The organism is Variovorax sp. GW821-FHT09D05, assembly GCF_059416325.1.
The window spans coordinates 102580-123204 of sequence record NZ_JBWKOZ010000006.1 but is presented as its reverse complement, the minus strand read 5'-3'; the positions used below and the strand labels follow the sequence as shown (position 1 = coordinate 123204).

Below are 20625 nucleotides of genomic sequence, written 5' to 3'. Positions count from 1 at the left end.
TCATGGCACGCATTGACCTCGACCTGGCCCACGCCTACCGCCCCAACCCCACGCAGGACAGCGACTATGCGCTGCTGCCGCTGAAGATGAGCTTCCGCGACGGCGGGGCATATGCCTTGCTCGGCCCTTCGGGCTGCGGCAAGACGACCATGCTGAACATCATCTCGGGTCTGCTCGTGCCCTCGCAGGGCACGGTCACCTTCGATGGCCGCGACATGACGCGCGCCACGCCGCAGGAGCGCAACATTGCCCAGGTGTTCCAGTTCCCGGTGATCTACGACACCATGACCGTGGCCGAGAACCTCGCGTTCCCGCTGCGCAACCGCAAGGTGCCGGCCGACCAGATCAAGAAGCGCGTGGGCGAGATTGCCGAGATGCTCGACATGAGCGGGCAACTCAACCAGCGCGCCGCCGGCCTCGCGGCCGACGCCAAGCAGAAGATCTCCCTCGGGCGCGGGCTGGTGCGCAGCGACGTGTCGGCGGTGCTTTTCGACGAGCCGCTCACCGTGATCGACCCGCACCTGAAGTGGCAGCTGCGCCGCAAGCTCAAGCAGATTCACCGCGAGCTGAAGCTCACGCTCATCTACGTGACGCACGATCAGGTCGAGGCGCTCACCTTCGCCGAAGAGGTGGTGGTGATGACGCGCGGCAAGGCCGTGCAGGTGGGCAGCGCCGAAGCACTGTTCGAGCGGCCGGCCCACACCTTCGTCGGGCATTTCATCGGCTCGCCGGGCATGAACTTCCTGTCCGCGAAGAGCGCGAACGGCACCATCGAGGTTGCGGGCACGCCATTGGTGCCCACGCGCGAGTTGCCGCAGGGGCCTCTGAAGATCGGCATCCGCCCCGAGTACCTGCGCCTGTCCAACGCGGGCGCCGCCGGTGCGGTGCCGGCCGTGGTGAAGCAGGTGCAGGACGTGGGCACGCACGTGATGCTGAGCGTGGAGGCCGACGGCAGCGTGCTGAAGGTGCGGCTGCACTCCGACGACCAGCCGCCGGCAGCGGGAGGCACGGTGTGGGTGCGAGTACTGGATACGCACACCTGCTATTACAAAGACGAGGAACTGGTCGCATGAACGCAACCAACAAACCGATCAACCAGAAGGCTTGGTGGCTGGTGCTGCCAGTGCTCATCTGCGTTGCGTTCTCGGCCATCGTGCCGCTCATGACGGTGGTCAACTACTCGGTGCAGGACATCATCTCGCCCGAGCGCCGAGTCTTCGTCGGCACCGAGTGGTTCGCCTCGGTGATGCGCGACGACGAGCTGCATGAGGCGCTGTGGCGCCAGCTGGGCTTCTCGCTGTCTGTGCTGCTGGTCGAGATTCCGCTGGGCATCGGCCTGGCGCTGTCGATGCCGGCCAAGGGCTGGAAGTCTTCAGCGGTGCTGGTGGTGGTGGCGCTGTCGCTGCTGATTCCATGGAACGTGGTCGGCACCATCTGGCAGATCTATGGCCGTGCCGACATCGGCCTGCTGGGCCATGCGCTGCAGACGATGGGCATCGAATACAACTACACCGGCAGCGCCACAGACGCGTGGCTCACCGTGCTGGTGATGGATGTGTGGCACTGGACGCCGCTGGTGGCACTGCTGTGCTATGCGGGCCTGCGTTCGATTCCCGACGCCTACTACCAGGCTGCGCGCATCGACGGCGCGAGCAAGTTCGCGGTGTTCCGCTTCATCCAGCTGCCCAAGATGCGCGGCGTTCTGATGATCGCGGTGCTGCTGCGATTCATGGACAGCTTCATGATCTACACCGAGCCCTTCGTGCTGACGGGCGGTGGGCCGGGCAACGCAACCACCTTCCTGAGCCAATACCTCACGCAGAAGGCAGTGGGGCAGTTCGACCTGGGGCCTGCAGCGGCGTTTTCGCTGATCTATTTCCTCATCATCCTGCTGTTCTGCTTCGTGCTCTACAACTGGATGCAGCGGGTCGGTACGCAGGAAGCGGAGGTGGAGAAATGAACGAGAAGAGATTTCACAAGCGCAGCATCTTCCTGGTGCTGTACATCCTGTTCGCGCTGTTGCCCATCTACTGGATGATCAACATGAGCTTCAAGACGAACGAGGAGATCCTGTCGAGCTTCTCGTTCTTTCCGCAGCAGCTCACCTGGGCCAACTACGCGCGCATCTTCACCGACGAGTCGTGGTACTCGGGCTACATCAACAGCCTGATCTACGTGGCCATCAACACGGTGATCTCGCTCACCGTGGCGCTGCCCGCGGCCTATGCGTTCTCGCGCTATTCGTTCCTGGGTGACAAGCATGTGTTCTTCTGGCTGCTGACCAACCGCATGACGCCGCCCGCGGTGTTCCTGCTGCCGTTCTTCCAGCTGTACAGCACGGTCGGCCTGATGGACACGCACCTGGGCGTGGCGCTCGCGCATTTGCTGTTCAACGTGCCGCTGGCGGTGTGGATCCTGGAAGGTTTCATGAGCGGCATTCCGCGCGAGATCGACGAGACGGCGTACATCGACGGCTATTCGTTCCCGCGCTTCTTCCTCACTATCTTCCTGCCGCTCATCAAGGCCGGCGTGGGCGTGGCGGCGTTTTTCTGCTTCATGTTCAGCTGGGTTGAGCTGCTGCTCGCGCGCACGCTCACGAGCGTGAACGCCAAGCCCATCGTGGCGACGATGACGCGCACGGTGAGCGCCTCGGGCATGGACTGGGCAACACTGGCGGCTGCCGGGGTGCTGACCATCGTTCCGGGCGCCATCGTCATCTGGTTCGTGCGCCATTACATCGCGAAGGGTTTCGCGATGGGTCGTGTTTAAGGAGGCCGAGAGATGTTCGACTGGATGGTCTGGACCACCCCGGTGGCCGTGTTCTTCATCTGCATCGCGCTCATGCTGGTCGGCATGACGGTGTGGGAATTCAAGTCGCCCACCACGCTGCGGCGCGGCTGGCTGCCGATGGCCACCACGCGCGGCGACCGGCTCTTCATCGGGCTGCTGTCGGCGGCGTACCTGAACCTGATCTTCATCGGCCTGGCCGGCAAGTTCCAGGAGTGGTTCAGCCTGGAGGCCGAGCCTTCGATCTGGATCAGCTTCGTGCTGTCGATGGGCCTGCTAGCGCTCGTGATGCGCAAGGGCTGAGCGGGCACGGCTCTTAGCGTTCAACCAAATGCGTTCCGGCTCTCCGCCTCCCCGGAGCCGTGATCGAACACAACACCGGGGAAGCAACAACCGAGGAGACAACTTCATGAAGATGCGCTACACGGCATTGGCACTGGCTGCGGCGATGTTCGCCGCGCACGGTGCGGCAACGGCCGGCGAGGCTGAAGCCAAGAAATGGATCGACAGCGAGTTCCAGCCATCTACCTTGTCCAAGGACAAGCAGATGGAGGAAATGAAATGGTTCATCGATGCGGCCAAGAAGCTGCAGGCCAAGGGCGTCAAGGAGGTGTCCGTCGTCTCCGAAACCCTGACCACCCACGAGTACGAATCGAAGACGCTGGCCAAGGCCTTCGAGGAAATCACCGGCATCAAGGTCAAGCACGACCTGATCCAGGAAGGCGACGTGGTCGAGAAGCTGCAGACCTCGATGCAGTCGGGCAAGTCGATCTATGACGGCTGGGTGTCCGACTCCGACCTGATCGGCACGCACTACCGCTACGGCAAGATCATGTCGCTGACCGAGTACATGGGCGGCGCGGGCAAGGAGTTCACCAACCCCGGCCTCGACCTGAAGGACTTCATCGGCACCAGCTTCACCACTGCTCCCGACGGCCAGCTCTACCAGCTGCCCGACCAGCAGTTCGCCAACCTGTACTGGTTCCGCGCCGACCTGTTCGCGCGCAAGGACCTGCAGGACAAGTTCAAGGCCAAGTACGGCTACAACCTGGGCGTGCCGCTCAACTGGAGCGCCTACGAAGACATCGCCGAGTTCTTCAGCGTCGACGTGAAGACCATCGACGGCAAGCCGATCTACGGCCACATGGACTACGGCAAGAAGGATCCGTCGCTGGGCTGGCGCTTCACCGATGCGTGGCTGTCGATGGCCGGCTCCGCCGACAAGGGCATTCCCAACGGCATGCCGATCGACGAATGGGGCATTCGCGTGGCCGCCGACAAGTGCACGCCCACCGGCGCCTCGGTGTCGCGTGGCGGCGCCACCAACTCGCCGGCTGCCGTGTACGCGCTCACCAAGTACATCGACTGGATGAAGAAGTACGCGCCCAAGGAAGCCATGGGCATGACCTTCGGCGAATCCGGCCCCGTGCCGGCGCAGGGCCAGATCGCCCAGCAGATCTTCTGGTACACGGCCTTCACGGCCGACATGACCAAGAAGGGCCTGCCCGTGGTGAACGACGACGGCTCGCCGAAGTGGCGCATGGCCCCCGGCCCGAACGGTCCGTACTGGAAGCAGGGCATGCAGAACGGCTACCAGGACGTGGGTTCGTGGACCTTCTTCAAGGGCCATGACGCCAACAAGACGGCAGCAGCCTGGCTCTACGCGCAGTTCATCACTGCCAAGACCACCTCGCTGAAGAAGTCGATCACCGGCCTGACCTTCATCCGCGACAGCGACATCCGCTCGGACTACTTCACGCAGAACGCCAACAAGTACGGCGGCCTGATCGAGTTCTACCGCAGCCCGGCGCGCGTGGCCTGGACCCCGACCGGCACCAACGTGCCCGACTATCCGAAGCTCGCGCAGCTCTGGTGGAAGAACGTGGCCGAGGCCGTCACGGGCGAGAAGACCCCGCAGAAGGCAATGGACAACCTGGCCGACGAGATGGACAACGTGATGGCCCGCCTCGAGCGCGCCGGCATGGCCCATTGCGCGCCCAAGCTCAACCCCAAGGGCGACCCGGCCAAGTACCTGAGCGACGACCACGCCCCGTGGAAGAAGCTGGCCAACGAGAAGCCGAAGGGCGAGACCATCGACTACAACAAGCTGCTGACCGCCTGGAAGGAAGGCAAGGTGCGCTGAGCTTCCCTCGCGCACCACGACAGGGGCCGTGCCGCAAGGTGCGGCCCTTTTTTCTTGTTCTTTTTCCGCATCGCCGGCCATTTGACCGATTCGACCGTCTGATTGCCGCGACGCCATGACCATTGGCAGATGCGCTCGCTACAGGCATCGCGTACATTCGACGGCCCCCGAAACGCCACCGCCAGTGACTTCCAGCCCCTCCAGCCCCCCTCGAAGCGTCAAGCGCGTCCTCGTTCTTCGCTATTCGCAATCCGGCCAGCTCGACGAGGTTGCAGACCGGATCGTGGCGCCGCTGCGCGCCGATCCGTCGATCGAGGTGCACGAGGAAACGCTGCGCCCACTTGCGCCGTACCCCTTTCCCTGGCCCTTCCTGAGCTTCTTCGACGCTTTCCCGGAGTCGGCCCACATGAAGCCGCAGCCGCTGGCGCCGCTGTCGCTCACGGGCCAGGAAGACTTCGACCTCGTCATCCTGCCGTACCAGGTGTGGTTCCTGGCGCCTTCACAGCCCGTGGCGGCCTTCTTGAAGCACCCGGCGGCGGCGCGGCTGCTCAAGGGCAAGCCGGTGGTCACGGTCATCGCCTGCCGCAACATGTGGCTTCTGGCCCACGAAAAACTCAAGGGCATGCTCGACGACGTCGGCGCGCGGCTGATCGACAACGTGGTGCTGACCGACCCCGGCCCCACGCTCGCCACCTTCTTCACCACGCCGGCCTGGCTGATCTGGGGCCGCAAGCGCGGCTTCTGGGGCATGCCCGATGCGGGACTCAGTACCGAACAGATCGACGGTACAGGCCGCTTCGGCCGTGCCCTGCGCGATGCCCTGCACAACGACCTGGAGCGCGGCACGCAGCCGCTGCTGGCCGGCCTCGGGGCGGTGCAGGCCAATGCCAGGCTGCTCATCAGCGAGAAGGCCGGCACGCGCAGCTTCTACCTCTGGGGCAAGCTGATCATGGCCGCCGGCGGGCCCGGCGCGTGGCAGCGCAAGCCGCTGCTGCTGCTGTACGTGCTGTTTCTGCTGGTACTGATCATTACGGTGGTGCCCGTGAGCCTGAGCCTGCAGGCACTCTTGCGACCTTTGTTCAGAGGGTGGCTGACTAAAATGACAGCCCAATTCGAGTGCCCGTCGGGCTCTGCCACGGACCGCACCCCCCTCTATGACGACTGATGTCTTCCTGACCCGCACCGCCGCCTTTCTGCCCTTTTCCCCGGTCAGCAATGAAGACATCGAAGACGTCCTCGGTCGCATCGGCGGCAAGGCGTCCCGCGCGCGGCGGCTGATCCTGCGCAGCAACGGCATCCAGTCGCGCCACTACGCCATCGACCGCGCCACGGGCGAACTGGCGATGACCAACGCGCAGCTCACTGCATCCGCGATCCGCGCGCTTGGCGACGTGGGGCCGGTCGACTGCCTCGTCACCGGCACTTCGCTGCCCGACCAGCTCATGCCCAACCACGCGGTGATGGTGCACGGCGAACTCGGCTGGCCGCGGCTCGAAGTGGTGGCCTGCGCGGGCATCTGCCTGGCCGGCGCCACCGCGTTGAAGCATGCATGGCTCTCGGTGCGCGCGGGCGATGCCCGGCGCGCGGTGGCCACGGGTTCCGAGCTGGCCTCGGCCGTGATGCGCGGCTCGCGCTTCGAGGCCGAGCTCGAGCACAAGCTCGAAGCGCTGGAAGCGCGGCCCGAACTGGCCTTCGAGAAAGACTTTCTGCGCTGGATGCTGTCCGACGGCGCGGGTGCAGTGCTGCTGGAGCGCGAGCCACGCGGGCCGCTGTCGCTGCGCATCGACTGGATCGACCTGTCGTCCGCCGCGCACGAGCTGCCGGTGTGCATGTACGCTGGTGCCGAGAAGAATGCCGAAGGCGGCCTCGACGGCTGGGGGCGCAAGTCGCCCGAAGACTGGCAGCGCGAGTCGACCTTCGCCGTCAAGCAGGACGTGCGCCTGCTCAACGACAACATCGTGCGCGCCACGCTGGGCGAGCCGCTGGCGGCCATCATCGAGCGGCGCGGGCTGAAGACGGCGGACATCGACTGGTTTTTGCCGCACCTGTCATCGCAGTACTTCGTCGAGCCGGTGAGCCAGTGCCTCGAATCGCTGGGCCTGCCGATTCCGCGCGAGCGCTGGTTCAGCAATCTTGCGAGCAAGGGCAATACGGGTTCGGCGTCGCCTTACATCATGCTCGACGAGCTGTTCCGCTCGGGCCGCATCAAGCCCGGCCAGAAGCTGCTGATGTTCGTGCCCGAAAGTGGCCGCTTCTCCAGCGGCTTCATCTACATGGAAGCGGTGTAGCCATGGATCTCGACGCGGTACCGCAGGAGGGCAATGCGACCCTCGACGGCCACTCCAAGCTGATGTACGCCCGCGATGCGCAGGGCCGCGTCGTCACCACCACTTCGCGCGGCTGGGAGGCGGAAGAGATCGTCACCAGCCATGCGGTCGATGTGCTCGTCGAGCAGGCGCAGGCCGCGAAGGAGCGCGTGAAAGCGGGGCAGGCTTCGCCGCTCGAATACTGGATGTACGAGCGCCGCATGGACGTGGCGCTGCTCTCGCAGACCAGCGGCTTCTGGCAGTGGCGCGTGCGGCGCCACCTGCAGCCGCGCCATTTCGCCGCGCTGTCGCCGGCGCAGCTCGCACGCTACAGCGAAGCGCTGGGCTTGCCCGTTTCCACCTTGCAAGGCCTGCCGTGAACTTTCAACACCAACAGGCGGCGCATTGCGAAAGCGGCGTCATCTCCAGCCTGATGCGCCACCACGGCGCGCCGATGAGCGAGAGCATGGCGCTGGGCCTGTCGTCCGCGATTTCGTTCGCGTACCTGCCCTTCATCAAGCTGTCGGGCCTGCCGCTGATCTCGTACCGCATGCCGCCCAAGGCCATCATCAAGGGCCTGCTGGCGCCGATGGCCGCGCGCTTCCGCTTCGAGACCTTCCGCAGCGCCGAGGCAGGGCAGCAGAGGCTCGACGCGCTGCTGGCCGATGGCCAGCTGGTGGGGCTGCAAACGTCGGTGTACTGGCTGCCGTACTTTCCGCCGAACATGCGCTTTCACTTCAATGCGCACAACCTGCTGGTGTACGGCAAGGACGGCGACGACTACCTGATCAGCGACCCGGTGTTCGAGGAGCCCGTGCGTTGCGCGAGCAGCGACCTGGCACGTGCCCGCTTCGCCAAGGGCGTGCTGGCCCCGAAGGGACTCATGTACTACCCGCAGGCCATCGACCGCAAGGTCGTCGATGCGGCCTCGGTGGTCAAGGCCATCCGCAAGACAGTGCGCAACATGCTCGCGCCCATTCCCATCGTCGGTGTGCGCGGCATGCACACGCTGGCCAAGCGCATGCAGAAGCTGTCGCCGGCCGATCCGCGCAGCGTCGACTTCATCGGCCACGTGGTGCGCATGCAGGAAGAAATCGGCACGGGCGGGGCGGGCTTCCGCTTCATCTATGCGGGCTTTCTGCAGGAGGCGGCCCAGCTGCTCGACAAACCGCAGCTGCAGCAGATGTCCGAGCGGCTCATCGCCATCGGCGACGGCTGGCGTGCATTCGCGCTCAAGGCCGCGCGCATGGTGAAGGGGCGCGAGGCGGTCGACCCGGCTGCGCTGGCTGCGAAGCTGCGTGAGCAGGCGCAGCAGGAAGAAAGCTTTTTCCGCGACCTGAAGGCAGCCGTCGCCTGATGTTAGAGCTGCGCCAGCTCAGCTACCGCTACCCGCATGCCGACGCGCCCGCGCTGGCCGACGTATCGCTCGCAGTGCCAAGGGGCTGCGTACTGGGTTTGCTGGGACCGAACGGCGCAGGCAAGACCACGCTGATCTCGCATCTGTCGGGCGCGCTTGCCGTGCAGTCGGGCGAGATCCGCATCGATGGCCAGCCGCTGCAGCAGGTGCGCGCGAAGACGCCAACGCGCATTGCCGTGGCGCCACAGGAGCAGGCCTTCTATCCGATGCTGACCGTGGCCGAGAACCTTGCCTGCTTTGCCGCGGCTGGAGGCCTGTCGGGCGCGCGCAAGAAGGAGCGCATCGCGGCCTGTACGCAGTTTGCACAGCTGGAGCAGTTCGCTGGCGTGCGCGCCGAGCGGCTCTCGGGCGGACTCAAGCGCCGGCTCAACCTGGCCATTGCCCTGCTGCCCGAACCCGAGCTGATGCTGTTCGACGAACCCACCGTGGGTGTCGATCCGCAATCGCGCGCCTTCATCCTCGACGCCATCAAGAGCCTCGCGCAGCAGGGCGCGGCAGTGATCTACGCCTCGCACTACATGGAAGAGATCGAGGCGATCGCTGACCGTGTCGCCATCCTCGATCGCGGCCATGTGCTGCGCGAAGGCTCGCTCGACGAACTGCTGTCGAAGAACGCGATGCTGCTCACGCTGGCTGCTGACGGGCTAGATGCCGACATGCTCTCGCGCTTCGGCACGGTGGAGCAGGTGGGTGTGCACTGGCGCATTCACCTGAACGCCGGCAGCGGCCCGGGGCCTGTGCTGGCCGCGCTCGAAGCTGCGGGCATCGAAGTGCGCCATGCCGAGTTCGGCCGCCATGACCTCGAGCAGCTGTTCATGGCGCTCACCCATCGCTCGCTGCGCGACTGAACCCCATGCTCCTCGCGCTCATCAAGAAAGAACTGCTCGCCCTCGTGCGCGACATGCATGGCCTTGCCGCGCTGTTCCTGATGCCGATGGTCTTCATCGTGCTGATGTCGCTCACGCTGAAGGACATCTATCGCCCGCCACTGGCCGAGCTGACTTATGCCATCGACATGCGCGACACGGCCACGCCGGCCAAATGGCTGCAGCAGCTCTGGCAGCGCAGCCATGGTGCACCGCAGCCGCTGGGCAGCGACTGGCAGGCGCGGCTGCGCAACGGCTCGCTCAAGTACGTGATCGTGATGGAGCCGGGCCTGTCTGAAGAACTGGAATCTGCCGCGTTGTCGACCCAGGCGCGCATCCATCTGCTGACCGAGCCGGGCATCGACGCCAACCTGTTCAACGCGCTGCGTGCCGAACTCATCGGCGCATCGGGCGAGCTCAAGGCGCGCCTCGCGCTGGCGGTGCCCGGCACGGCCAGTCCTGCGCCAGAGGCCTCCATCGAGGCGATGGTGCATGCCGAGCGCTTCTCCACCGCCGGCCCGCGGCCGACCTCGGTGCAGCAGAACGTGCCGGCATGGCTGGTGTTCGGCATGTTCTTCGTGGTGGCCTCGCTCTCCAGCCTGTTCGTGCAGGAGCGCAGCTCGGGCGCGCTCGGCCGGCTGCAGAGCCTGGGCGTGTCGCGCACCATGCTGCTCGCGTCGAAGGCGTTGCCGTACCTGGGCGTGAATGCGCTGCAGGCTGTGCTGATGCTCGCGGCCGGCATCTGGTTCATGCCGCTGATCGGCGGTGATGCACTGTCGCTTGCGGGCATCCACTGGGGCGCGCTGCTGCTGTCGCTGGCGGCGGTGAGCCTGGCGGCGGTGAGCCTGTCGCTCGCGCTGGCTTGCCTGGTGCGCAGCCATGCGCAGGCCGCCACCATCGGGCCAATGGTCAATGTGCTGATGGCGGCGGCGGGCGGCATCATGGTGCCCAAGTTCGTCATGCCGGGCTTCATGCAGCGGCTGGTCGAGATCTCTCCGATGAACTGGGGGCTCGAGGCGCTGCTGACCGTGCTGCTGCGCGGCGGCGGCGTGGCCGATGCCTTGCCGCAGATCGGCCGGCTGGTTGTGTTCGCGGCGCTGATGTTTCTTCTGGCCGTTTTCCTGTTTCGCAGGCGCGCACCGTGAGCACCACCGTCACCCCTGAATTCATTGCCAGCCTCAAGGCGATGGTGCTCGAAGCCGTCGAGAAAGATGCGCCCCCGGGCGGCCTCGGCGACGACGAGCCGCTGTTCGGCCCCGAGGCCCGGCTCGACCTCGATTCGCTCGACGCCCTGCAGGTGTCGATGACGATCCAGCAGCGCTTTGGCGTGCGCATGCCCGACAGCAAGGAAACGCGCCGGGCGATGACTTCCATCGCCCATCTCGCGGAGCATCTGGCGCAAGCGGGCAAGGCATGAACGATGTCTACCTGGCCGGCATGGGCCTGGCCTGTGTGCTGGGTGACGACATGCCGTCCGTGCTGGCCTCATTGCGACATGGTGGCGTGCCCCCGACGCCGGTGGCCGTGGCGGACGGAATCAGCTGGCCGGTCTACGCGCTGGCGTCGAGAGAAGGCGACTGGACGCAGCGCCTGTGCAGCACCGTGCGCAGCGTGGTTGCGCAGACTGACAAGACCGGTGATTTGGGACCACGCACCGCGCCGCTGTTCGTGGCCTCGTCGTCGCTCGACATCGGCTTCATGGAATACGAGAAACAGGATCTGCGGCTAGGCGGTGATCTGCAGGACTTTGCCGGTGTCGTGGCCCGCGCGCTGGACTGGCAGGGGCCGGTGTTCACCGTCTCGACCGCCTGCACCTCGGCGCTGAACGCCGTGCTGGCCGCCGCCGACCTGATCCGAAGCGCGGAGGCCGACGAAGCGCTTGTGCTCGGCGTCGAGATGGACAACCGCTTCACCGTGGCCGGCTTCGGCGCAATGCAACTGCTGGCGCCAGACAGCGCGCAGCCCTTCGGTGCGCAGCGCAAGGGGCTGGTGCTCGGCGAAGCGGTGGCTGCATTGCGCCTGACATCGCAGCCCGCGCGATGGCAGATCACGGGCGGCGCCAATGTGGTCGATGGGCGCAACCCCTCTGGCACCGAAGCCTCGGCCGTGCTCGCGATGTGTCGCGGCGCGCTGATGCAGAGCGGCCTGCAGCCCAGCGACATTGACCTGATCAAGGTGCAGGCGGCTGGCAGCCCCGTCAACGACGCCATCGAGGTGAAAGCGCTGAAGCAGGTGTTCGATCCGCTGCCGCCGCTGGTGTCGCTCAAGTCGGCGATCGGCCACACGCTGGGCGCGGCGGGGGCTGCGGAATTGGCCCTGCTGGTTGGCTGCATCGAAGGTGGCGTCTGGCCCACCGTGGACTATCCGCTCGACGCCTCGCTCGGCATTGCGCTGAGCGAGCGGGCGCCGCAGAAGCTGCGCAACATCCTGCTCAACGTGGTCGGCTTCGGCGGCGGGCATGCCTCGCTGGTGTTGAAGGATGTCGGCTCATGAGCACCTGGCGCACCGCAGCTCATTTCGTCGCGCACCCGCCGCCCGTCGACTGGCGCGACGACCTGGCCCGCCGCATCGGCCGCCGGCCGCGCCGCGTCGGCCTGTGGACCGAACTGGCGATGTACGGCGCGCGCTGCTGCCTCGACACCGCTGGCGAGGCAGCGCTGCCGGCCGGCGCGCGCATCCGCGTTGCCAGCATGCGCGGTGCATGGGGCGCCACGCATGCGGGGCTGACCCAGCTCGATGCGGGCCTGCCGATGCCCTTCACCTTCATGCAGAGCCAGCCTGCGCTGATGCTGGCCGAAGTCGGTCGGTGCCTTGAATGGCAGGGCGATGCCAGCTTCGCGCTGTGCCGCGATGCGGCGCGCACGCTGCAGCTGGCGAAGCTGGGTGCGTCGCGTGATGGACTGCTGTTCGGCATCGTTGAAGAGGAGCGCAACGGCGAACTGCCGCGCTCCGAGTGGTGGCGGCTGATGCCCGACTGACGGGCAAGGCCAGTCAGCCGGCGATGGAGCGTTGCAGGTTGGCGCGCGCCTGTGCTTCGAGCTGCGCGTGCATCCGCGGTGTTGCGTAGATCGCCTGGCGGTCGAGAAAGCGCTGAAGGATCGCGCGGCGGCGCGGCAGGCGCACTTCATCCGGAACGAAGGCGTACTCGGCATGCACCTGGCGCTCGTACTCGTCGAAGCGTGTGCGTTCGGCGCCGAGGATCGACAGGTCGATGTCGATCAGCAGTTCGGCATCGCGGCCCTCGGGCACAGCGTCGTGGCGCGTGGCCATGACGAGCGCGTGAACCCGTTCGGCTGCTGCTTCGTCCACGCCGGCTTCAAGCAGGGCCTGGCGCGCCCAGTCGGCGCTGCGAGCTTCGTTGTCGTGGGCGTGCACGTCGTAGACCGCGTCATGGAACCACAGCGCAAGCGCCACTTCGCCAGGGCGCTCGGCCGATGTCTTCTCGCGCTCGAACCACGCGAGGCATTCGCCCAGGTGCTGCATCGTGTGGTAGTGGCGCTGCGGCTCGCCGTAGCGGCGATGCAGCTCGGTGCACAGCGCTTCGCCGGGCGATTCGACGCCCAGCGCACGCCATGCGTCGGTCCAGTTCGCGTGCAGCGCCTCGGGTGTCATGGTGCCTATTGCTCCATCGCCGCCTTGACCTCTTGCCCGAGGTCGAGCACGGACATGGCGTAGTAGCTGCTCCAGTTGTAGCGCGTGATCACGTAGAAGTTGCGCGTGCCCGCCACGTAGGTTGGCGGTGCGTCGGCACCGTTCTGCAGTTCGATCAATGCGAGCAGGCCCTTGTGCTTGATGCCTTCACCTTCGGGCACCGCACCGGCGGCCACGAAGCTGTCGGCGCTGAAGGTCGGCAGGATGTCGGGCGCCAGCAGCAGCGCCTTCTGCAGCCGCGCTTCCTCGAAATGCACGGGGTAGATGGCCGGCATGCCGGGTGTCCAGCCGAAGGACTTGAAGTAGTTGGCGACCGAGCCGATCACGTCGGCGGGGTTGTTGACGAGGTCGATGCGGCTGTCGCCGTCGAAGTCGACCGCGTACTTGGCCATGCTGCTGGGCATGAACTGCGGCATGCCCATGGCGCCGGCATAGCTGCCCAGGGGCGTGAGCGGATCGTCGGCGGTGCGGCTCTCGGTGCTCAGGAAGCTTTCGAGTTCGCCGCGGAAGAAGGCCTGGCGCTCGGCGGCGCGTGGGTGGCCGTCGGGGAAGTCGAATGAGAGCGTGGCCAGCGCGTCGATCACGCGGAAGTTGCCCATGTTGCGGCCGTAGATGGTTTCCACGCCGATGATGCCGACGATGATTTCAGGCGGCACGCCGTACACCTGCTCGGCGCGCACCAGCGTGTCGGCGTTGGCGCGCCAGAAGCGCACGCCGGCCGCGATGCGCACCGGGTCGATGAAGCGGCTGCGGTACGTTTGCCAGTTCTTCACGGTGCCGACCGGGCCCGGCAGCATCAGGCGCGGCACGTTGGGCAGGAAACGCGCGCTGCCGATGGTGGCGCGCACCCAGTCGCGGTCGAGTCCTCGGCGCTCGGCCACGTCGTCGGCGAATTGCATCGCGTCGTCGCGCGTGGCGTAGGGCGTGCTGCCGCGCACCGGGTTGGCGGCTGCATTCCGGCCATTGGAAGGGCCGTTGGAAGATTTCTGGGCCATGGCCCCCGTGGACCAGGCGCAGCATGCGGCGAGAAGAGCGGCTGCCGCAGCGGCGCGAGAAGGCGTAGGGAGAAAAAATCGCATCGGCCGATTGTGCCGTCCGCCCGCGCCGCCCCTCTTCAGGGACACATGTGGTTTCAGCCGCGTGCGTTGGCGCTGGGCCAGGCGAGGTGGCGGAACTCCGAGCGCAGGGTGGAGAGCGAGTCCGGCGTGGCCGGCGCGTAGCGCTGCGCTTCGAGCTTCAGCAGCCAGTCGCGCACGGCCTGCGCGGCAGGGCCGAAACGCGCGTCGGCTGCCTGGGCCATCTGGCGGGGCGGGGCGGTGTCGGGCAGCTGCAGGCCGGCCTTGGCGAGCCGTACGCGCGCCTGGCCCAGCAGGCGCAGCCACGGATCGTGCCGGCTGCGCTCCCACAGCGTCCAGGCGGCACCGGCCAGGCTCGCGCCCACCAGCAGGTAGAGCAGCACGTAGGCCAGGTCTTCGAGGCTCGGCGCTTCGAAGCCGATGTTCTTCAGCAGGTTGAGCTGGCGGCTCTGCGTGTAGTTGAGCACCCACTGGTTCCAGCCGTTGTTCACGGCCTCCCAGGCGGCGCGGATGTTCTGGGCGAGCGTGGGGCTCATCGAGCCGATGGCGCCCGCGAACAGACCCGGTTGCGGCACGAGCCGTTGCGTCTGGCCGATGCGCCCCGGGGCGACGGAGCCTGTCGGGTCCACGCGCGTCCAGCCGGTGCCTTCCTGCCAGATCTCGGCCCACGCGTGGGCATCGCTCTGTCGCACGATCCAGTAGTTGTCGACGCCGTTGAGTTCTCCGCCCTGATAGCCCGTCACGATGCGTGCCGGAATGCCGAGGTTGCGCATCAGCACCACGAAGGCCGAGGCGATGTGCTCGCAGAAGCCCTCCTTGCGGTCGAACCAGAACTCGTCGGCGGTGTTGTCGCCATAGACGCCCGGCTCCAGCGTGTAGGTGTAGCCACCGGTGCGAAGGCGCCGCAGGGCGGCCTGCACGAATGCCTGTGCATTGGCGTTGGCCAGTGCGGGATCGGCGCGCATCTCGGCGGCGAGGGCGGCGGTGCGCGGGTTGGTGCCAGGCGGCAGCGCCAGGTAGGCCTGGAGCTGGCCGCCCGTACGCTTCACTGGGCCGCTCTGGAACTGCGTGTAGCTCTCGGCGCGGTAGCGCACCAGATCGGTGACGGGGCGGTTAGCGAACCATTGCAGGTCGGGCGTGCCGGTGACTTCGAATCCGGGAGCCTCGGGAGGGCGCTGCGAGGCGTCGAGGGTCAGCAGCCAGGGGCGGTTGTTGGCTTCGAGCGTGATTTCGTAGCGCACGGGCTCGCCGCTCACGCGCAGGTTGGCGGACCACTGCGCGCCGCGCGCCCATGACGGGAGCGCGGTCCATTCGCGGCCGTCGAACTGCGCCAGCACCGGCCCGCGAAAGTAGAGCTGGCTTTGCGGCGGCGCGCGGTCGCCATCGAACTTGATGCGCGCGGCGATGCTGTCGTCGAGCGCCAGTTCGGCGATGGTGCCCACGCGCATGGTGTTCGACAGGCCGGTGCGGCCCGCCATGGCGTCGCTGGGGGTGCCCCACAGCGGTGCGAAGCGCGGGAACAGCAGGAACAGCGCGAGCATGATCGGTGCGCCGGCAAGCGCCATCCATCCCGCGGTGCGCGCGGCCTGCATCAGCGGAGGCCGGCCCACGGGCATGTGCGCGTTGACCAGTGCCGTCAGCAGGCCCAGCAGCGCCAGCAGCATGGTGAAGGCGGTCAGCAGCGATTGCGAATAGAAGAAGTTCGTGAGCATCGTGAAGAAGCCCAGGAAGAAGACGACGAAGGCGTCTCGCCGCGCGCGCAGTTCCAGCGTCTTGAGTGCAAGCAGGCTGACGATCAGCGTGACGCCCGCGTCCCGGCCCAGCAGCGTGCGGTGGGTGGCGTAGGTGGCGCCGATCGTCAGCATCAGCAGCGCAAGGCGCCACCACTTGCTGGGAAGGGGGCGTGCCTGCACGGCCAGCGAGGCGCGCCAGAGCAGCACCATTGCCGTGATGGCCGTGCACCACCAGGGCAGGTTCTCGACCTGCGGCAAGAGGATCAGGCCGATGACGCAGAGAAGGAAAAGGGTGTCCCTGGCATCGCGGGGAAGCGAGGCGAGTTCGCGTGCAACTCTGTTCATTCGACGGTCTCGTTCAGCACAGGGCCAATGCCTCCAGGCAGGCCCGCCGGTGGGCTTCGCCCTGGGACGGCTTCACGACCCGGCCCGCCACCCGCACGCCGTAGTCCACGCCCAGCCGGTCTGACATCAGCACCCAGGCGCACAAGCGCGAGATGCGGGCCTCGGTGTCCGCGAGGCCGGTGGCCTGCGCATCGAGCCAGAGTTCTTCGCGCTGGGTCTGCTGCGTGTCTCGGCTGACGAGGTCTTCCGACCCGGCTGCCTGCGCCCGCGCGGCCTTCTTCCAGACCACGAGCTTCAGCGGATCGCCGCGCCGGTAGGCCCGCACGCCGTCGTATTCGCCGGCGTTGTGTGCCCGCAGCGCGGCGGACACTGCCGCCGGGCCGGACAGGGGCTCGCCCGGCGGGAGCGGCGGCGGATGCGCTTCGGGCGTGGGGTACACCAGCATCTGCGCGGCCGGCCGCCAGACCGTCCACACGCGGAACGTGCCGAGCGGGAAGCGTGTTTCCGCCGTCAGCGGCGGCACCGGATGCAGCCCGCGCCGCTCGGGCTTGAATGCGATCTCGACGGTCGACGTGCCCTCGGCCGGCACGTCGGTCCAGGCCCATTGCCCGCTGCCGCGCACGGCCATGCCGATGCCGTAGCGCACGCTGCGGCGCGTGTTGTGCAGCACCACCCGGAAGACGGCGGCGGCGCCTGCGTAGTGGGCGTCGGGCGCCACCATGTGCATGGCCAGTCCGCGCAGCGTGCCGTGGCAAACGTGCATGCCCACGGCCACGCTGCCGGCGAGCAGGAAGGTCAGCAGGTAGCCCAGGTTGAGCTGGTAGTTGATCGAGGCGATCAGCAGCACCAGCAGCGTTGCCGCCAGCGTCCATCCGGCGCGCGTGGGCACGATGTAGACATTGCGCTGCGTCAGCTCCAGCGTGTCCGACGGCGGACGGCGCGACAGGAACCAGCCGTCGATGCGCGAGCGGAGGGCGCCTGCAGGGCTCACGGCAGCGGCACTGCGGCGATCATGGCGCGCACCTGCTCGACGGCGCCGCGGCCTGCGTCGCCAACCGGCGTGAGGCGGTGCGCGATCGTCTGCGGCAGCACGGCCTGCACGTCATCGGGAGCGACGTAGTTGCGGTTGGCCAGCAGCGCCTGCGCCTTGGCCGCACGCAGCACCGCGATGCCGGCGCGCGGCGACAGTCCCTGCAAAAACCAGCGGCCAGAGCGCGTGGCCGCGATAAGGTCTTGCACGTAGTTGAGCAGCGGATCGGCCGCATGCACCTGCTGCACACGCTGCTGCAGGGCGGTCAGCTCGCCGGCGGTCAGCATCGCGGGCAGGGAGGCCAGCATTTCTCGGCGGTCGACGCCCGAGAGCAGCTGGCGCTCGGCGGCGCGGTCGGGGTAGCCGAGCGAGATGCGCATCAGGAAACGGTCGAGCTGCGACTCGGGCAGCGCGAAGGTGCCGAGCTGGTCCTGCGGGTTCTGTGTGGCGATCACGAAGAAGGGCGTGGGCAGGGGGCGGGTCTCGCCTTCGACGGTGACCTGCTTTTCTTCCATCGCCTCGAGCAGCGCGCTCTGGGTCTTGGGGCTGGCGCGGTTGATTTCGTCGGCCAGCAGCACCTGCGCGAAGATCGGTCCGGGGTGGAACACGAAGGCCTGCTGGCCCCGGTCGTAGATTGCCACGCCCGACAGGTCGCCCGGCATCAGGTCGGCGGTGAACTGCACCCGGGAGAACTGCAGCCCGAAGGTGTGCGACAGCGCGTGGGCGAGGGTGGTCTTGCCGACCCCCGGCACGTCCTCGATCAGCAGGTGCCCGCCCGCCAGCAGACAGGCAACGCAGTCGCGCACTTGGGCCTCTTTGCCCACGATCACCGTGTTAAGCTGAGTTAACAAAGTGGCTAGCTTTGCAGCAACGTCCATATTTGTATCCATATGCAAACGATACCGTAAGACCTGCCGGCCCCATGCCGCGTGAGGTCTAGACGTGGCGACAGAGACACATGGGCAAGACAGGCTACTTCACACATCGCGACTTCTGGAAGCACGACATGGGCGGGGGGCATCCCGAATGTCCCGGGCGCCTGGATGCCATCGAAGACCGCCTGCTGCTTACCGGCGTGGGTGACGCACTGGAGCACTGCGAGGTGCCGCTGGCCACCCTGGAGCAGCTCACCCGGGCGCACAGCACGGAGCACGTCGAGTACCTCGAGGAACTGCATCAGCGCCTGGTGGCCGACGAGCCCGCCGGCGGCCCCGACCACGCGCAGGTCGATCCCGACACGATGCTCACCCGCTTCACTCTGCTGGCCGCGCGCCGCGCCGCCGGCGCCGCGATTGCCGCGACCGACGCGGTGATTGCCGGCGATCTGGAAAACGCCTTCTGCTCGGTGCGCCCGCCCGGCCACCATGCCTGCCGCGAGCAGGCGATGGGTTTCTGCTTCTTCAACAACATTGCCATTGCCGCGCGGCACGCCATCGACGTGCACGGCCTGGAGCGCGTGGCCATCGTCGACTTCGACGTGCACCACGGCAACGGCACCGAGAACATCCTGTCGAACGACCCGAACGTGCTGATGGTCGGCTTCTTCCAGCATCCGTTCTATCCGTACAGCGGCACGGTGCACCCGGCGTCGAACATGCTGAACCTGCCGATCCCGGCCTACACCCGGGGCATGGACGTGCGTGAGCTGATCGAGGCGATCTGGATGCCGCGGCTGGAAGAATTCAAGCCGCAGATGATCTTCATCAGCGCCGGCTTCGACGCCCACCGCGAGGACGACCTGGGCCAGCTTGGCCTCAACGAGAACGACTTCGCCTGGATCACGGGCCGCATACAGGATGTTGCCAGGCGCCATGCGAAGGGCCGTATCGTCTCGATGCTCGAAGGCGGCTACAACCTCGATGCGCTGGCGCGCAGCGTGGAAGCCCACATCCGCGTTCTCGCGGACCTGTAACGCAGCCGGCGCGAATGGCGCCCACGCTTCCGTTTTCTTTCAATAGATGAATTTCAACGATTTCACCCAACGCCTCGCCCAGGTCGATGCGCGCGGCCTCGGCATCGAGCTGGTTGCGCTGGTGGCCTGCGTGGCGCTGGCCTGGGCCGTGAGCAAATGGTTCGGCCGCGACCAGCCCAAGGACTCGATCTGGTTCGGCGAAAGCACCTTCGACGGACTGCTGTTCCCGCTGCTGGCGCTGGTGCTCACCGATCTCGCCCGGCGCGTGGTGATCGATTTCCAGACCGTGCTGGTGCTGCGCATCGCGGTGCCAGTGTTTCTGTCGCTGGCGGTCATTCGGCTGTTTGCGCGAGTGCTGCGGGCGGTGTTTCCGGCGTCCAACGTCGTGCGGCTGATCGAGCGCACAGTCTCCTGGCTGGCCTGGATCGCGGCGGTGCTCTGGATCGTCGGGCTGCTGCCGCCAGTGCTGGCCGAACTCGACCAGATCACCCTGGCCTTCGGCAAGACGCGCGTGAGCCTGCAGACGATCTTCCAGGGCGTGCTGTCGGCGGGGCTGGTGCTGGTGATCTCGCTGTGGATCTCGAGCACCATCGAAAAACGCATCCTGCGCGAGGCCGTCACTGACCTGTCGATGCGCAAGGTGGCTTCGAACGCGGTGCGAGCCTTCCTGCTGCTGGTCGGCCTGCTGTTCGCGTTGTCGGCGGTGGGGGTGGACCTGACGGCGCTGTCCGTGCTGGGTGGCGCGCTCGGCGTGGGCCTTGGCTTCGGGTTGCAGAAGCTGGCGGCCAATTACGTGAGCGGCTTCGTGATCCTGCTCGAGCGCTCGATCCGCATCGGCGACAACGTGAAGGTCGACACCTTCGAGGGCCGCATCACGGATATCAAGACCCGCTACACCCTCATTCGCGCGGGCAACGGACGCGAGGCCATCGTGCCGAACGAATCGCTCATCACCAGCCGGGTGGAAAACCTGTCGTTGGCCGACCGCAAGTTCAACATCACGACCACCATCGTGGTCGGCTACGAGAGCAACGTGGCGCAGGTGCAGACCATCCTGTGCGATGCGGCCAAGGCCCAGCCGCGCGTGATGACCGACCCGGAGCCCGTGGCCTTCCTCATGAACTTCGCGCCCGACGGCCTGGAGTTCACGCTGAACTTCTGGGTGGCCGACCCCGACAAGGGCAAGGACAACCTGCGCTCGGCCATCAACATCGCCATCCTCGACGGGCTGCGCGGCGCTGGCATCGACATTCCCTATCCGCAGCGGGTGGTGCGTGTGGAGTCTTTACCGGATGGACTCGCCCAGCCGCCCAACGCTGTTTTATAATCACGGAAAAGCACGATCGTTCTTTTTTCTTG

At 66.8% G+C, this 20625-nt stretch carries 21 protein-coding genes; 16 read left to right on the top strand and 5 right to left on the bottom strand.

Going from position 1 to position 20625, the window contains the following annotated elements; all coding sequences use genetic code 11:
- Positions 1-2: 2 nt before the first annotated feature.
- From AC07O3_RS17525 to AC07O3_RS17460, 14 genes are all read left to right on the top strand, one after another.
- Positions 3-1073 (top strand): ABC transporter ATP-binding protein, encoded by a 1071-nt coding sequence (locus AC07O3_RS17525; protein ID WP_495339939.1) that lies wholly within the window; start codon positions 3-5, stop codon positions 1071-1073.
- Positions 1070-1960, top strand: a complete 891-nt coding sequence (locus AC07O3_RS17520) for a carbohydrate ABC transporter permease (RefSeq protein WP_093050786.1) — start codon at positions 1070-1072, stop codon at positions 1958-1960. The genes AC07O3_RS17525 and AC07O3_RS17520 overlap by 4 nt, the downstream gene beginning before the upstream one ends.
- Positions 1957-2769 carry a carbohydrate ABC transporter permease gene (locus tag AC07O3_RS17515; protein ID WP_019656045.1) on the top strand — a complete coding sequence of 271 codons (813 nt, stop codon included), beginning with the start codon at positions 1957-1959 and terminating at the stop codon, positions 2767-2769. Before AC07O3_RS17520 ends, AC07O3_RS17515 begins: the two co-directional genes overlap by 4 nt.
- A 12-nt stretch (positions 2770-2781) precedes the next feature.
- A complete protein-coding gene (locus AC07O3_RS17510) occupies positions 2782-3090 on the top strand; it encodes a DUF2160 domain-containing protein (protein WP_495339938.1) in 309 nt (102 codons plus the stop codon).
- A gap of 106 nt (positions 3091-3196) precedes the next feature.
- Complete coding sequence (locus AC07O3_RS17505) at positions 3197-4930, top strand: ABC transporter substrate-binding protein (RefSeq protein WP_093050780.1); 1734 nt, start codon at positions 3197-3199, stop codon at positions 4928-4930.
- Positions 4931-5114: 184 nt separating this feature from the next.
- Positions 5115-6095, top strand: coding sequence for a dialkylresorcinol condensing enzyme (locus AC07O3_RS17500; RefSeq protein ID WP_495339937.1), 981 nt, complete (start codon positions 5115-5117; stop codon positions 6093-6095).
- The gene (locus tag AC07O3_RS17495; protein WP_093050772.1) at positions 6085-7218 is read left to right on the top strand and encodes a beta-ketoacyl-ACP synthase III; all 1134 of its coding nucleotides are present in this window, start codon (positions 6085-6087) and stop codon (positions 7216-7218) included. Before AC07O3_RS17500 ends, AC07O3_RS17495 begins: the two co-directional genes overlap by 11 nt.
- Before the next feature lie 2 nt (positions 7219-7220).
- Positions 7221-7616: a DarG family dialkylresorcinol biosynthesis protein gene (locus tag AC07O3_RS17490; protein ID WP_093050769.1), complete on the top strand. Its 396-nt coding sequence runs from the start codon at positions 7221-7223 to the stop codon at positions 7614-7616.
- Positions 7613-8593, top strand: coding sequence for a BtrH-related acyltransferase DarH (gene darH / locus AC07O3_RS17485; protein ID WP_093080158.1), 981 nt, complete (start codon positions 7613-7615; stop codon positions 8591-8593). Before AC07O3_RS17490 ends, darH begins: the two co-directional genes overlap by 4 nt.
- Complete coding sequence (locus tag AC07O3_RS17480) at positions 8593-9501, top strand: ABC transporter ATP-binding protein (protein ID WP_495339936.1); 909 nt, start codon at positions 8593-8595, stop codon at positions 9499-9501. Before darH ends, AC07O3_RS17480 begins: the two co-directional genes overlap by 1 nt.
- A gap of 5 nt (positions 9502-9506) precedes the next feature.
- Entirely contained in the window at positions 9507-10664 is a 1158-nt protein-coding gene (locus AC07O3_RS17475; RefSeq protein ID WP_495339935.1) for an ABC transporter permease, read from the top strand.
- Complete coding sequence (locus tag AC07O3_RS17470; protein WP_256328860.1) at positions 10661-10936, top strand: acyl carrier protein; 276 nt, start codon at positions 10661-10663, stop codon at positions 10934-10936. Before AC07O3_RS17475 ends, AC07O3_RS17470 begins: the two co-directional genes overlap by 4 nt.
- Positions 10933-12012, top strand: a complete 1080-nt coding sequence (locus AC07O3_RS17465) for a beta-ketoacyl synthase N-terminal-like domain-containing protein (protein WP_495339934.1) — start codon at positions 10933-10935, stop codon at positions 12010-12012. The genes AC07O3_RS17470 and AC07O3_RS17465 overlap by 4 nt, the downstream gene beginning before the upstream one ends.
- On the top strand, positions 12009-12497 hold the full coding sequence (locus AC07O3_RS17460; protein ID WP_495339933.1) for a hypothetical protein: 489 nt from the start codon (positions 12009-12011) through the stop codon (positions 12495-12497). The genes AC07O3_RS17465 and AC07O3_RS17460 overlap by 4 nt, the downstream gene beginning before the upstream one ends.
- Before the next feature lie 13 nt (positions 12498-12510).
- On the opposite strand, the gene AC07O3_RS17455 is transcribed toward AC07O3_RS17460, so the two are convergent.
- From AC07O3_RS17455 to AC07O3_RS17435, 5 genes are read right to left on the bottom strand one after another with little or no spacing between them, the layout of a single operon-like run.
- On the bottom strand, positions 12511-13131 hold the full coding sequence (locus tag AC07O3_RS17455; RefSeq protein ID WP_495339932.1) for an HD domain-containing protein: 621 nt from the start codon (positions 13129-13131) through the stop codon (positions 12511-12513).
- A 5-nt stretch (positions 13132-13136) separates the two neighbouring features.
- Positions 13137-14249, bottom strand: coding sequence for a lytic murein transglycosylase B (mltB, locus tag AC07O3_RS17450; protein WP_495339931.1), 1113 nt, complete (start codon positions 14247-14249; stop codon positions 13137-13139).
- Positions 14250-14302: 53 nt separating this feature from the next.
- Positions 14303-16324, bottom strand: coding sequence for a transglutaminase TgpA family protein (locus AC07O3_RS17445; RefSeq protein ID WP_495339930.1), 2022 nt, complete (start codon positions 16322-16324; stop codon positions 14303-14305).
- Positions 16325-16337: 13 nt separating this feature from the next.
- The gene (locus AC07O3_RS17440; RefSeq protein WP_093050743.1) at positions 16338-17315 is read right to left on the bottom strand and encodes a DUF58 domain-containing protein; all 978 of its coding nucleotides are present in this window, start codon (positions 17313-17315) and stop codon (positions 16338-16340) included.
- Entirely contained in the window at positions 17312-18232 is a 921-nt protein-coding gene (locus AC07O3_RS17435) for an AAA family ATPase (RefSeq protein ID WP_093050740.1), read from the bottom strand. The genes AC07O3_RS17440 and AC07O3_RS17435 overlap by 4 nt, the downstream gene beginning before the upstream one ends.
- A gap of 80 nt (positions 18233-18312) precedes the next feature.
- Here AC07O3_RS17435 and AC07O3_RS17430 point away from each other — a divergent pair, with 80 nt between their 5' ends.
- Together AC07O3_RS17430 and AC07O3_RS17425 are read left to right on the top strand one after the other, a co-directional pair.
- A complete protein-coding gene (locus AC07O3_RS17430; protein ID WP_093080179.1) occupies positions 18313-19266 on the top strand; it encodes a histone deacetylase family protein in 954 nt (317 codons plus the stop codon).
- Between the two features lie 46 nt (positions 19267-19312).
- Positions 19313-20593, top strand: coding sequence for a mechanosensitive ion channel family protein (locus AC07O3_RS17425; protein ID WP_093050734.1), 1281 nt, complete (start codon positions 19313-19315; stop codon positions 20591-20593).
- Positions 20594-20625 lie beyond the last annotated feature (32 nt).

Coding starts and splice junctions, on each gene's coding strand:
- AC07O3_RS17445 (WP_495339930.1), bottom strand. CDS start 16,324: ATGAACAGAGTTGCACGCGAACTCGCCTCGCTTCCCCGCGATGCCAGG.
- AC07O3_RS17475 (WP_495339935.1), top strand. CDS start 9,507: ATGCTCCTCGCGCTCATCAAGAAAGAACTGCTCGCCCTCGTGCGCGAC.
- AC07O3_RS17505 (WP_093050780.1), top strand. CDS start 3,197: ATGAAGATGCGCTACACGGCATTGGCACTGGCTGCGGCGATGTTCGCC.
- AC07O3_RS17430 (WP_093080179.1), top strand. CDS start 18,313: ATGGGCAAGACAGGCTACTTCACACATCGCGACTTCTGGAAGCACGAC.
- AC07O3_RS17435 (WP_093050740.1), bottom strand. CDS start 18,232: ATGGACGTTGCTGCAAAGCTAGCCACTTTGTTAACTCAGCTTAACACG.
- AC07O3_RS17525 (WP_495339939.1), top strand. CDS start 3: ATGGCACGCATTGACCTCGACCTGGCCCACGCCTACCGCCCCAACCCC.
- AC07O3_RS17480 (WP_495339936.1), top strand. CDS start 8,593: ATGTTAGAGCTGCGCCAGCTCAGCTACCGCTACCCGCATGCCGACGCG.
- AC07O3_RS17425 (WP_093050734.1), top strand. CDS start 19,313: ATGAATTTCAACGATTTCACCCAACGCCTCGCCCAGGTCGATGCGCGC.
- AC07O3_RS17510 (WP_495339938.1), top strand. CDS start 2,782: ATGTTCGACTGGATGGTCTGGACCACCCCGGTGGCCGTGTTCTTCATC.
- AC07O3_RS17490 (WP_093050769.1), top strand. CDS start 7,221: ATGGATCTCGACGCGGTACCGCAGGAGGGCAATGCGACCCTCGACGGC.
- AC07O3_RS17465 (WP_495339934.1), top strand. CDS start 10,933: ATGAACGATGTCTACCTGGCCGGCATGGGCCTGGCCTGTGTGCTGGGT.
- AC07O3_RS17495 (WP_093050772.1), top strand. CDS start 6,085: ATGACGACTGATGTCTTCCTGACCCGCACCGCCGCCTTTCTGCCCTTT.
- AC07O3_RS17520 (WP_093050786.1), top strand. CDS start 1,070: ATGAACGCAACCAACAAACCGATCAACCAGAAGGCTTGGTGGCTGGTG.
- AC07O3_RS17515 (WP_019656045.1), top strand. CDS start 1,957: ATGAACGAGAAGAGATTTCACAAGCGCAGCATCTTCCTGGTGCTGTAC.
- AC07O3_RS17460 (WP_495339933.1), top strand. CDS start 12,009: ATGAGCACCTGGCGCACCGCAGCTCATTTCGTCGCGCACCCGCCGCCC.
- mltB (WP_495339931.1), bottom strand. CDS start 14,249: ATGCGATTTTTTCTCCCTACGCCTTCTCGCGCCGCTGCGGCAGCCGCT.
- AC07O3_RS17455 (WP_495339932.1), bottom strand. CDS start 13,131: ATGACACCCGAGGCGCTGCACGCGAACTGGACCGACGCATGGCGTGCG.